Annotated in this window: 11 protein-coding genes and 1 pseudogene; 5 read left to right on the top strand and 7 right to left on the bottom strand. The window is 66.0% G+C overall.

The window, feature by feature from the left end:
* Window positions 1-498 (top strand): helix-turn-helix domain-containing protein (locus VNW74_RS04805; protein WP_325675462.1); only part of this gene is annotated, 498 nt, incomplete at its 5' end.
* 31 nt (window positions 499-529) lie between these two features.
* Here the strand turns inward: VNW74_RS04805 and VNW74_RS04800 are convergent.
* Window positions 530-1,360, bottom strand: coding sequence for an oxidoreductase (locus VNW74_RS04800; protein ID WP_325675461.1), 831 nt, complete (start codon window positions 1,358-1,360; stop codon window positions 530-532).
* 78 nt (window positions 1,361-1,438) lie between these two features.
* On the opposite strand from VNW74_RS04800, the gene VNW74_RS04795 reads away from it, so the two are divergent.
* Window positions 1,439-1,915, top strand: a complete 477-nt coding sequence (locus VNW74_RS04795; protein WP_325675460.1) for a VOC family protein — start codon at window positions 1,439-1,441, stop codon at window positions 1,913-1,915.
* 4 nt (window positions 1,916-1,919) lie between these two features.
* On the opposite strand, the gene VNW74_RS04790 is transcribed toward VNW74_RS04795, so the two are convergent.
* A complete protein-coding gene (locus tag VNW74_RS04790) occupies window positions 1,920-2,198 on the bottom strand; it encodes a GlsB/YeaQ/YmgE family stress response membrane protein (RefSeq protein ID WP_325675459.1) in 279 nt (92 codons plus the stop codon).
* Between the two features lie 132 nt (window positions 2,199-2,330).
* Window positions 2,331-2,504 carry a CsbD family protein gene (locus tag VNW74_RS04785; RefSeq protein WP_325675458.1) on the bottom strand — a complete coding sequence of 58 codons (174 nt, stop codon included), beginning with the start codon at window positions 2,502-2,504 and terminating at the stop codon, window positions 2,331-2,333.
* 106 nt (window positions 2,505-2,610) lie between these two features.
* Between VNW74_RS04785 and VNW74_RS04780 the strand changes: the two genes are divergently transcribed.
* A complete protein-coding gene (locus tag VNW74_RS04780) occupies window positions 2,611-3,540 on the top strand; it encodes a D-2-hydroxyacid dehydrogenase family protein (protein WP_414686597.1) in 930 nt (309 codons plus the stop codon).
* A gap of 3 nt (window positions 3,541-3,543) precedes the next feature.
* On the opposite strand, the pseudogene VNW74_RS04775 reads toward VNW74_RS04780, so the two are convergent.
* From VNW74_RS04775 to VNW74_RS04760, 4 genes and pseudogenes are all read right to left on the bottom strand, one after another.
* Window positions 3,544-4,608 (bottom strand): annotated as a pseudogene (locus VNW74_RS04775) (phosphatase PAP2 family protein); the annotation flags it as partial.
* Window positions 4,609-4,761: 153 nt separating this feature from the next.
* Window positions 4,762-4,974, bottom strand: a complete 213-nt coding sequence (locus tag VNW74_RS04770; RefSeq protein WP_325675457.1) for a YbdD/YjiX family protein — start codon at window positions 4,972-4,974, stop codon at window positions 4,762-4,764.
* Window positions 4,941-7,190: a carbon starvation CstA family protein gene (locus tag VNW74_RS04765; protein WP_325675456.1), complete on the bottom strand. Its 2,250-nt coding sequence runs from the start codon at window positions 7,188-7,190 to the stop codon at window positions 4,941-4,943. The genes VNW74_RS04770 and VNW74_RS04765 overlap by 34 nt, the downstream gene beginning before the upstream one ends.
* A gap of 85 nt (window positions 7,191-7,275) precedes the next feature.
* A complete protein-coding gene (locus tag VNW74_RS04760; RefSeq protein ID WP_325675455.1) occupies window positions 7,276-8,811 on the bottom strand; it encodes an ATP-dependent DNA ligase in 1,536 nt (511 codons plus the stop codon).
* A gap of 154 nt (window positions 8,812-8,965) precedes the next feature.
* Between VNW74_RS04760 and VNW74_RS04755 the strand changes: the two genes are divergently transcribed.
* Window positions 8,966-9,724: an SDR family NAD(P)-dependent oxidoreductase gene (locus tag VNW74_RS04755; RefSeq protein ID WP_325675454.1), complete on the top strand. Its 759-nt coding sequence runs from the start codon at window positions 8,966-8,968 to the stop codon at window positions 9,722-9,724.
* Between the two features lie 101 nt (window positions 9,725-9,825).
* Window positions 9,826-11,309, top strand: a 1,484-nt coding sequence (locus VNW74_RS04750) for an acyl-CoA dehydrogenase (protein ID WP_325675453.1), incomplete at its 3' end; no start/stop codon positions are given.

Genomic DNA, 11,309 nt, shown 5'->3' with positions numbered 1-11,309 from the left:
ACGGGGGTGGAACGCGTCGCGGAAGAGGCAGGCGTGTCAAAGCGCACGATGTACCAGCTCTTCGCGAGCAAGACGGGGCTGGTCGAGGCGTATCTGCGCGGTATCCACGACACCGGGGGGATGCCCAACGAGAAAGCCCTCGACACTCCCGGTGTAAGCCCGCGCAACCGCCTATTGGCGATCTTCGACAGCCCGCCGGCCGATCGTTTCCGTGGTTGCCCTTTTCACAACGCGGCGGTCGAGGCGGCTGACCAGATGCCCGGTGTTCACGACGTGGTACACGAGCACAAGCTGCAGTTCATTTCGCGGCTCACCGACGTGGCCGCGGAAGCCGGTGCGGAAGACCCCTACCGGTTGGGCCATCAGCTGGCGGTGCTCTTCGAAGGTGCGACGTCATTGAGCACGTCGCTCAACGACACTGCGCCGTTGCTGCACGCGCGGTCTGCCGCGGAAGTCCTCATCGAGGCCGCCGTCAGGCGGCCCCTGCCGTCCATGTGATAGCCAAGAGCCGGACCGCCGACGGAGCCGCTCAGGAGTCGAAGTTGGTGCTCGTCGTCAACTGTTCCCAATTCGCGATCTCCTTAGCGCGCTCCTCGGCGACGTAGCGGTAGAGGGCTAGGGCGTCGGCGCCGAGGAGCAGAAACGCTGGAGGCTCAGCCGATTCGACGGCGGCCATGATTGCGGCGCCAGCCTTGGCGGGGTCGCCGGGCTGGTTGCCATGCATGGTGTCGTGCTCTTTGCGACGCTGCCCGGCCGTGGCGGCGTAGTCGTCGATCACCGTAACCGACTGGGCGAGTGAGCGTCCGGCGAAGTCGGTGCGGAATGCGCCCGGCTCAACGACGGTGACCGAGATGCCAAGAGGTGCGAGCTCACCGTGCAAGGACCCACTGATCGCTTCGATCGCGGCCTTCGCTGCCGAGTAATAGCCCCCTCCAACCGGGGTGAACTGAGCACCGATCGAGGAGATGTTGACGATGGCGCCGCTTCGGCGACCCCGCATGCCCGGTAAGACAGCCTTGATCATCGCGACGCCGCCGAAGAAGTGCGTTTCGAACAGGGCGCGGATGTCGGCGTCGTCGCCTTCTTCGACGGCGGAGCGGTAACCATAGCCGGCGTTGTTGACCAGGACGTCTACGCCGCCGAACCGCTGTTCGGCCTGCTGCACCGCCGAGGCGACTTGCTCAGGCTTGGTGACGTCAAGGGCAACGGCGAGCACACGCTCGGGCGACGCGTCGGACAGGTCGGCAACGCTGCTGACATTACGAGCGGTGACGACGGCGTTGTGGCCGGCGCCGATAACCGCTTCGGCGAGCGCGCGGCCCAGCCCGCTCGAACAGCCGGTGATAAGCCAGGTGGACATCGGCAATGTGTACTTCTACTCGAGCCACCGCGTCAAGCGCTTGACCTGAAGTGAGGTTGAGGTCCTAACGTCGACGCCATGACCGAACAACCCCTGCCGCGGCCCGGCTGGCCCGACGAATTGGCCTCGATCGGTGCGATCCGATTCGCCCGCCGCTCCGCGCATTTCGAGTCAACGGTCCAATTTTACCGCGACGTGGTCGGACTGCCGCTCAATGCCACGTTCGGGGATAGCTACGGCAGCACCGGCGCGATATTCGGGCTGCCCGGATCGGCTCTGACGTTTGAGATCGTCAAGGCCGACGAGCCCGTCGCGGTCGACCCTCATGATCAGCTCTGCCTCTATTTCCCCGATGCGACGGCACAGCAGCAAGCGACAGCACGGCTTTCGGCGGCGGGCGTCGGACCCGTCGAATCGCATCCGTATTGGGCAGCGACGGGAGCGGTCACCTACCGCGATCCCGACGGCCGCGAAGTCGTGTTCGCGCCGTTCATATTTGGACTGAACGAACCCGCCGAGAGTAACGGCTCAGGCGAACACTGGACCGCGCCTTGACTGCTCAGCGAATTTTGGTGCCACGCCGTCCGGTGACACCGACGTAGATCGCGATCAGGACGACCGCGACGATGATGCCTACGAGAAAGGCAGTGAGCTCGAATTTGCCTTGGTTGGGGGTGGATACCAGCCGGTAGGTCACCCACGACCCGACGAACGACCCGAGCGCGCCGAGCAGGATCGTCATGATGACGCCGATGTTCTGCTTACCCGGAAGGATGAGCCGCGCGAGCGCACCGACAATGAGGCCGACAAATATTGCACCGACAATCGTTCCGACCATTTCTGCTCCTTAGCACGTTTGACATGCTGATCGGTTACCCGTTGGCGCCGAATCCACGCAAAGCCCCCAAAAACGGAAGACCACCGGGGTCGCATCCACCGGTGGCCGTCCTCTGCGCTAGTCCGTTGTGGCCTACTTCTTGAAGGCGTCCTTTACCTTCTCGCCCGCGTCTTTCAGGCTCGACTTCGCCTGGTCGAACTTGCCTTCGTTTTCGGTGCTGTGGTCTCCGGTGGCCTTGCCGACGGCCTCTTTGGCCTTGCCGGCGACATCGTCAATCTTGTTGCTCACTTTGTCGTGGGCGCTCATGCGCTTCTGCTTCCTCTTTGTTATGACTTGTGGTCACGCTGGTTTGCGTCGTGGACTATTTACCCGGCCTGCTACCCCTTCAAACCACATGTGGGACATTGGCACGATGCGGGTCGCGATCCTCGACGACTATCAGAACGTCGCGCTGAGCATGGCCGACTGGTCGGAGGTGGCGGCGCGAGCCGACATCACCGTCTTCACCGATCACCTCGCCGATCAGGACGCCGTCGTAAACCGGCTGGCGCCGTTCGATGTGGTGTGCGTGATGCGTGAGCGCACACCGTTGCCGCGCACCGTAATCGAGCGCCTGCCACGGCTGAAGATGATCGCCTCCACCGGGGCGTTCAACGCTTCCATCGACGTCGCGGCCGCCAAGGAACGCGGCATCTACGTCAGCACGACCGGCGGCTACCTAGAGTCGACCGTCGAACTGACCTGGGCGCTGATCCTCGCCACGGCGCGCGGGATCGTCGACGAGTGCCTCTCGGTGCGCAGCGGTGGTTGGCAGACCTCGGTCGGTGGTCAACTCGGCGGGACGGTGCTGGGCGTGTTGGGTCTTGGGCGGATCGGCAGCCGGGTGGCGCGGGTCGGGACGGCATTCGGCATGGACGTCATCGCATGGAGCACAAACTTGACTCCGCAGGCCGCCGAACAATCCGGGGCGGCCTACGTTTCCAAAGACGAGTTGTTCGGTCGCGCCGACGTTCTGACCATCCATCTGGTGCTCAGCGAGCGCACTCGTGGTCTGGTCGGCGCCGCCGAATTGGGACTGATGAAACCGACGGCGTTGCTAGTCAACACATCGCGCGGCCCGATCGTCGATGAGACAGCTCTCGTCGAAGCGTTACATTCGCACCGGCTGGCTGGGGCCGGCCTCGACGTCTTCGACACCGAACCGTTGCCGGCCGGGCACCCGCTGCGCTCGTTGGACACCGTGGTCGCCACCCCACACATCGGTTACGTCGCGGACCGCGTCTACCGCACCTTCTACGGTGAGGCCGCCGCCAAGATCGCCCGTTGGCTTAGCCAGGCCTGACTTCGGTGCGCGGCGCCGCGACCACCACGAGTCAAGCCAACCGAATACCAGCGACACGATCGCCGCGAGCGCCCAGCCCAGCAGGATGTCGATCACGAAATGCTCGGCGGAGTACACGAGCACGAAGGCCATTGCCAACGGGTAAGCCACCAGCAGCGGCCGCCACCTGTGCTTGATGCGTCGCCACAGGAACACCGAGATCATCGCGGTCAGTGCGGCATGCAACGAGGGAATCGCCGCGACCAGATTCACACTGGCCTGTCCGGAGTTGACCAGTGCGCCGGCCGATTGCAGATGTAGCGTTCCCCAGCCACGAGTCGAGATCCGCTCAACGAACAGGTGCGCACCGGGCTGGCTTCTGTGCATCGGGCCGAGCAGCCCACCGTCAGGGACGTGTGCGGGACTGCTGAACATGCAGCGCGGGCTGGACGGGCCACCGGCGATGTCGGCCGGTGTGCAGCGGGCGGCCGCCCACGGCGGTGCTGCCGGCATAACGACGTAGACGACGAGCGCGGCGAAGGATAACGCGACGAACCGCCGGACAAACGCTGCCCAGTCGTTTCGGTTGCGCAGCCACAGCACGCCGGCGACCGCATAAGGCAGGATGAAAAACGACATGTAGACGCCGCTGATGATCACTTCCCACCATGGCGGTTGCGGCATCTTGATGTGCTCCTGCAACCACACGGTCGGGACGGTGCCGAAGAACAACCATCGATCCGCCTGGGGCTGGAAATCCCAGAGTGTTGGCGCCCCGAGCAGTGCGGCCGCCCCCCGGCTGAAGTCATACACCAGCAGCACAACCGCGAATGGGAGCCAATCGCGCACGACCGCAAAAACTTTGTGCCCGCGACCGATGCTGGCGGCGATGAGCCCGGTGGCGATGTAGAGCAGCAGCAGTTCGCGGTTGAATGCGAGCCCGTCGGTCAAAGTCCGGTAGACCACGACAAGGGCCCAGATGGTGATCGCCGTCCGCCGGACCAGCGTCAGCCGACGCTGCCGCGTTGACGCATCCCTGGCGCCATGCGGCCCTCGAAGCGCTGCGGACTCTGGTTCGCGCGCCAACACCTGAGTTTCTCGACCAGTCGTGACTGATACCAAAGTGGACTCCCGCCGACGACAGCATGCATTCCCCGTACATCTTGCCGTAACCTTCGTCGGCCGAGGTTTAACTTCCGGATAGACGCGCGGTGTCACCGCAGGTCGGAATGCGCCGCTTTGTCAGCAGCACCGCGCGCCGGGGTCGGCGTGGTATCGCTCCCGCCAGTAGTCCCGCTCGGACAGCACCGGTTCGCCCGGGTGCGTGCGCCGGCGGTAGTCGAGGTAGCGGCGGTAGTGGGTGTCGCCCATCACGGTGCCCCAGTACCAGCAGATTGCGCGGGCGATACGGCGCAACCGGCTTACCCCGACGGCATCGCGGGCAGCGCGTCCCATTGCCGTTGCACCTCCCGCTCCGCCACAGTCGGGATCATGCCGGAGGGTGCGAACATCCTTGACGGCACTGGGTCGTCTTCGGTCAGCGGTAAGCCTTGGCCGCGAATTGTCTTGAGCGTCACGATAATCGCGGCAGCAAGCACGATGATCACGACGGTGGCAAAGATGATCGACAGCGTGCCCTGGATAAAGGTGTTTCTGATGACGTCGTTCAGCTGGTCGGGCGTCTTCGCCGAGCCGAACGCTGTCTTACCGGCCGCCTTGGCAGCGGCGTAGCGGGAATGCTGAGTCCAGTAGCCCAGGTTGGGATCTGACGAATAGATCTTCTGCCACGACGCCGTCAGCGTGACGGCGAGCCCCCATAGCAGCGGAATGCCCGGTATCCACGCCCACTTCAGCAGACCCTTTTTGATGACGACGACGGTGATCACCGTCAGTGCTATTCCGGCCAGCAGCTGGTTGGCGATACCGAACAGCGGGAAAAGCGAGTTGATGCCGCCGAGCGGGTCGGTGGTGCCGATCAGCAGCATGCTGCCCCACGACGCGGCAACGACCAGGCTGCAACCCCACGCGCCCGGCCGCCAGCTCGGGTTGCGGAGTTTGGCCAGCGGACCGCCCAGATTGCCCACCCCGTCGGAGAGCATGAAACGCGCGACCCGGGTGCCGGCATCGACGGTGGTCAGGATGAACAAGGCCTCGAACATGATCGCGAAGTGGTACCAGAACGCCTTGAGGCCCGTCCCGCCGAACACTTGGTGGAGCACCTGCGACATGCCAAAGGCCAGTGTCGGCGCGCCGCCGGTGCGTGACACGATCGAGTGCTCGCCGACGCCGGCGGCGGCGGCACGAATCTGTTCGTCGGTGACCGGCGCACCCGACAAGCCCAAGCCGTTGACGTAGTGCGCGGCCGTGGCGGCCGTCGGGCCGGTCTGGGCGGCCGGTGCGTTGAGGGCGAAGTACAGGTGCTGGTTGAGGATCGACGCGGTGATCAATGCCATGACGGCAACGAACGATTCGGTGATCATGCCGCCGTAACCGATCAGCCGCATCTGGCTTTCCTTCTCTAGCAGCTTCGGCGTCGTCCCGGATGAGATCAGTGCATGGAATCCGGACAGCGCGCCGCACGCGATGGTGATGAACAGGAACGGGAACAGCGAGCCGGCGAACACCGGGCCGTTGCCGCGGTGGGCGAAGCTCGAAATCGCCGGCGCCTGCATGCTCGGGTGGGCGATCAGGATGCCGACGGCGAGCAAGACGATGGTGCCGACCTTCATGAACGTCGACAGGTAGTCGCGCGGCGCAAGCAGCAACCACACCGGCAGCACCGACGCCGCGAAACCATAGACGATGACAAGCCAGGACAGTGTGACCGGAGTGAGGTTGAACCACGATGCACCCCAAGGGGTTTCAGCGACCCAGTTGCCGGCGGCGACGGCGAGCAGTAGCAGCACGCATCCGATCAGCGACACCTCGGATATCCGTCCGGGTCGGATAAAGCGCAGATAGCAGCCCATGAAGATAGCGATCGGGATGGTCATCGCGATCGAGAACACACCCCACGGGCTTTGCTGCAGCGCCCGAACCACCACCAGCGCCAGCACCGCGATGATGATGACCATGATGATGAAGACTCCGACGAGAGCGGCCGCCCCGCCGATGGCGCCCAGCTCGTCGCGCGCGATCTGGCCGAGGGTACGGCCGCGTCGCCGGGTGGAGATCCACAACACCAAGTAGTCCTGCACACAGCCACCGAGCACCGCACCCACCACGATCCAGATCGCGCTGGGCAGGTAGCCCATCTGGGTGGCCAGCACCGGACCGACCAACGGGCCAGCCCCCGCGATTGCGGCGAAGTGATGTCCGAAGAGCACCCGCCGGTCGGTGGGCACATAGTCAGTGCCGTTTTCGAAGATCTCCGCCGGGGTGGCCTGGTCGTCGCGCGGCTGGACGATTTTTGTCTCGATCAGCCGCCCATAGAACCGGTACCCGATGACGTAAGTGCAGATCGCCGCGACGACAAACCAGACCGCGTTGACCGTCTCGCCGCGGACGACGGCGATGACTGCCCAGGCGACCGCACCGAGCAGAGCGATCACCGCGAAGATGATCTTGTGCCTGGTGCGGATCGGCGAGCGGTCGATGACCGCGACGGGCGGCAGGTCGTCATCGGTGTGGACGTAGCTGACATGCCCACTGACCCCAGTGTGCGCTTCCACGGCCGGGACCCTACGCGCCTGTGAACACGCCCACGTCTCCATGGGCGTGTCGCGTCGCGACGTTCACGGTCGCGCAACCGCTGGTTCAGCTCTGATGTAGGGCGCGCACGGTGTCGACGGTGTCGGCCTGGTCCGGACCCTTGTCGTCCCGGTAGCGCAGCACCCGGGCGAACCGCAGCGCCAAACCGCCGGGGTAGCGCGACGACCGCTGGACCCCGTCGAACGCCACCTCGACCACTTGCTCGGGTCGCAGCTGCACGACATAGCCACCGGTTCCACCGACGGCCAGTTCGGTAAACCGTGTGGTTTGCCAGTCCAGCATCGCGTCGGTCATCCCCTTGAACGTCTTACCCAGCATCACGTAGCCACCGCTGGCCGGGTCGCGAGCGCCCAGATGAATATTGGACAGCTTCCCCCGACGCCGGCCCGAACCCCACTCGACGGCCAGCACCACCAGGTCGAGGGTGTGGACCGGTTTGACCTTGAGCCAGCCGGCCCCGCGGCGGCCCGCCTCGTAGCGCGCGGTCAACGACTTGGCCATCACGCCCTCGTGGCGCGCGGCCAGGGTCGCCTCGAGGAAGTCGGCTGCGGCGGCCGGATCCGAGGTGACCAGCCGATCGACCCGGTGCTGCTTGGGCGTGATCTGGTCGAGCACCGCCAACCGCTCGCTAGCGGCTGCGTCGAGGAGGTCGACGCCGTCGCAGTGCAGGATGTCGAAGAAGAACACCGACAGCGGCTGGGTCGCGCGGGCGGCCGGGACATCGACGGATCGGCCGAATCGCGATCCGGTGACCTGGAAGGGCTGCGGCCGGCCGTCTGGGCGCAACGCGATCGCCTCCCCGTCGGCGATCAAGTCGGTGACGGGTAGCGCCAGCGTCGCCTCGACCACCTCGGGCAGCCGGGCGGTGACGTCGTCGAGGCTCCGGGTGTAGACCGTGACCTGATCACCCGCCCGGTGCACCTGCACCCGTGCGCCATCCAACTTTGCCTCGAACGCGGCTGTGCCGCCGAGTTTTTCGAGCGCTTCGCGGACGCTTGCCGCGGTCTGCGCCAGCATCGGGCCGACCGGTCGGCCCACTCGCAGGGTGAACGCGTCCAGTGCCGCTGTGCCGCCGGTAAGGCCCGCGGCGGCCACCGCGGGCAGGTCTCCGCCCAGCATCGCCGCGCGCCGCACCACGGTTGCCGGGATCCGCGCGGCGGCGGCGACCGCATCGGCCATCACGCCGGCCAGCGCGCCCTGACGCAGCTCACCGGTAAGCAGCCGTCGCAGAAACGTCTGCTCGACCTCTGTTGCGGACGCGAACAATCCGGCAACAAGCTCGGCGCGTCGCGCCTGCGAGCCTTTGCCCGAGACGGCGCCGATCGTCGAGAAGGTGGCGTCGACGCCGGTTACGGTCAGGCTCGGCTGCGCCGCGGGGGACGGCAGCGACCGCAGAGCCGCCCAGCCGACACCGATTTGGCGTTGCGGCAGCTCCCCGGAAAGCCACGACACCATGATCGCGACCAGCATGGGATCGGATGCGGCCCGGCCGAGCAAGTCGGCGATCCGCGCGATTTTGGCGAGCCGCGACGCGGAGCCACCCACTTCGGCCGAAGTCGTCGCCACGTCGATCAGCAGCACAGCCCACCTTTACACGCCTGGCCGACAACGTCACGCACGGCCGCGATAACGTGCAGCTACGCCCGGCGACGATGCAGAGCGCGCAGCGCGATGAGGAGGAGCCGGGCAATCGGGACGCCGGGTAATCGGAACCGGATCAAACACGGAGGTTTGAATGGAGATCAACGGCAAGAAGGTGGTCGTCATCGGCGGCGCTTCGGGCATGGGCCGCGCCAGCGCCGAACTATTGGCCGCCCGAGGGGCGAGTGTCGCGGTGCTGGATCGCGAAGGCTCGGACGGCAAGGACGTCGCCGCCGGCATCGGTGGCTCCTTCTATCCGGTGGACGTCACCGATTTCGCCGGTACCGAGGAGGTCCTGCAGTCCGCGGTCGACAGTCTCGGCGGTCTGCACGTCACCGTGACGACGGCCGGCGGTGGCATCGCCAAGCGGACGATGTCGAAGTCCGGTCCGCACGATCTCGAGTCCTTCCAGTCGGTGATCGACCTCAATCTCATCGCCACGTTCAACATCAGCCGGCTGGCGGCAGACCACATGAGCAAGAACGAGCCGGAGGACGAGGAGCGCGGCGTCATCATCAACACCGCGTCCATCGCGGCATTCGAGGGCCAGATCGGCCAGGTCGCCTACACCGCGGCCAAAGCGGGCATCGCCGGCATGTGCCTGACCATGGCACGCGATCTCGGATCGCTGGGCATCCGCGTATTGGCGATCGCACCAAGCTTGTTCGCTACCGGGTTGACCAAGGGCATTCCGGACGAGTACGCCACCGCGCTGACCAAGGACGCGGCGTTCCCCAAACGGCTGGGCCGCCCGGAGGAGTACGCCAAACTCGTGGCGGCCATCGTGGACAACCCGATGCTCAACGGCCAGTGCCTACGGCTGGACGCCGGACAGCGGTTCGCGCCGAAGTGATGCGATAGTCGCCGTCTGAGCCAACCACCCGGTTGGGAGGCAACCGCATTTAAGTACACTCTTTCCCACCGGCCTACGGCGTCCAAGAGGAAGGCCCTCGAATGGGTATCGCACTTACTGATGACCACCGCGAACTCGCCGAGGTCGCCCGCGGCTTCCTGACGTCGCAGAAGGCGCGTTCGGCGGCGAGGTCCCTGCTCGACGCGCCCGAGGAGGCCCGACCTCCGTTCTGGCAGGGCATCGTCGAACTCGGCTGGCTCGGCCTGCACATCGACGAGGAGTACGGCGGCTCGGGCTACGGGCTGCCCGAGCTCGTGGTCGTCATCGACGAACTCGGCCGTGCGGTGGCGCCGGGCCCGTTCGTGCCTACTGTCATCGCGTCGGCGCTGATCGCCAAAGACGGCACCGCCGAGCAAAAGTCGCGGTTGCTCCCGGGGCTGATCGACGGAACCGTCACCGCGGGCATCGGCCTGCAAGGCCACGTAGGACTCAACGATGGCGTGGCCGACGGCGAGGCCGGACTGGTGTTCGGTGCGGGCCTGGGCGACCTGCTGTTGATCGCAGCGGGTGACGACGTGCTGGTGGTGGAACGCGAGCGTGCCGGAGTGTCGGTCGAGGTCCCCGAGAATCTGGATCCGACTCGGCGCTCCGGCCGGGTCCGACTCCAGAAGGTGAGTGTCTCCGCCGACGACATCTTGCCGGGAGCGCGGGAATCGGCGCTGGCCCGCGCCCGAACGCTGTTGGCCGCCGAAGCAGTCGGTGGGGCGACCGACTGCGTCGAAGCCGCCGTCGACTATGCGAAGGTGCGCCGGCAGTTTGGCCGCACCATCGCCACATTCCAGGCGGTCAAGCATCATTGCGCGAACATGTTGGTCGGCGCCGAGTCGGCGATCGCAGCGGTATGGGACGCCTCCCGCGCGGCAGCAGAGGACTCATCAGAAGACGAAGCCCAGTTCCGCCTGGCGGCCGCTTCGGCGGCGGCGCTGGCGTTTCCGGCGTATGCGCGCAATTCGGAATTGAACATCCAGGTGCATGGCGGTATCGGATTCACCTGGGAGCACGACGCGCATTTGCATCTGCGCCGAGCGTTGGTGACGACGGCACTGTTCGGCGGTGACGCGCCGGCACGCGACGTGTTCGAGCGCACGGCCGCCGGTGCCGCTCGGGAGAACAGCCTGGACCTGCCCCCAGAGGCCGAGGAGTTGCGCACCAGGATTCGTGCTGACGCCGCCGAGCTCGCCGCGCTGGACAAACAGGCGCAGCGCGACAAGCTGATCGAGACGGGCTACGTGATGCCGCACTGGCCCAAGCCGTGGGGGCTGGCCGCCGACGCGGTGGAGCAGTTGGTCATCGAGGAGGAGTTCCGTGACGCGGGCATCAAGCGCCCGGACTACGGAATCACCAGCTGGGTGATTTTGACCCTGATCCAGCACGGAACGCCTTGGCAGATAGAACGATTCGTCGAGAAGGCGCTCCGCAAAGACGAGGTCTGGTGCCAGCTGTTCTCCGAGCCCGAAGCCGGCTCGGACGCGGCGTCCATCAAGACCCGGGCCACCCGGGTGGACGGCGGCTGGAAGATCAACGG

The sequence above is a fragment of the Mycobacterium sp. genome (genome assembly GCF_035570115.1).
Lineage (GTDB): Bacteria > Actinomycetota > Actinomycetes > Mycobacteriales > Mycobacteriaceae > Mycobacterium.
Note: the sequence above shows the minus strand (reverse complement) of the source record. Positions and strands in the feature narration are given on the sequence as shown.

What these genes read in the sequence shown, in the direction of transcription:
- VNW74_RS04800 (WP_325675461.1), bottom strand. Translation starts at nt 1,360, where the DNA reads ATGTCCACCTGGCTTATCACCGGCTGTTCGAGCGGGCTGGGCCGCGCG.
- VNW74_RS04795 (WP_325675460.1), top strand. Translation starts at nt 1,439, where the DNA reads ATGACCGAACAACCCCTGCCGCGGCCCGGCTGGCCCGACGAATTGGCC.
- VNW74_RS04790 (WP_325675459.1), bottom strand. Translation starts at nt 2,198, where the DNA reads ATGGTCGGAACGATTGTCGGTGCAATATTTGTCGGCCTCATTGTCGGT.
- VNW74_RS04785 (WP_325675458.1), bottom strand. Translation starts at nt 2,504, where the DNA reads ATGAGCGCCCACGACAAAGTGAGCAACAAGATTGACGATGTCGCCGGC.
- VNW74_RS04780 (WP_414686597.1), top strand. Translation starts at nt 2,611, where the DNA reads ATGCGGGTCGCGATCCTCGACGACTATCAGAACGTCGCGCTGAGCATG.
- VNW74_RS04770 (WP_325675457.1), bottom strand. Translation starts at nt 4,974, where the DNA reads ATGGGACGCGCTGCCCGCGATGCCGTCGGGGTAAGCCGGTTGCGCCGT.
- VNW74_RS04755 (WP_325675454.1), top strand. Translation starts at nt 8,966, where the DNA reads ATGGAGATCAACGGCAAGAAGGTGGTCGTCATCGGCGGCGCTTCGGGC.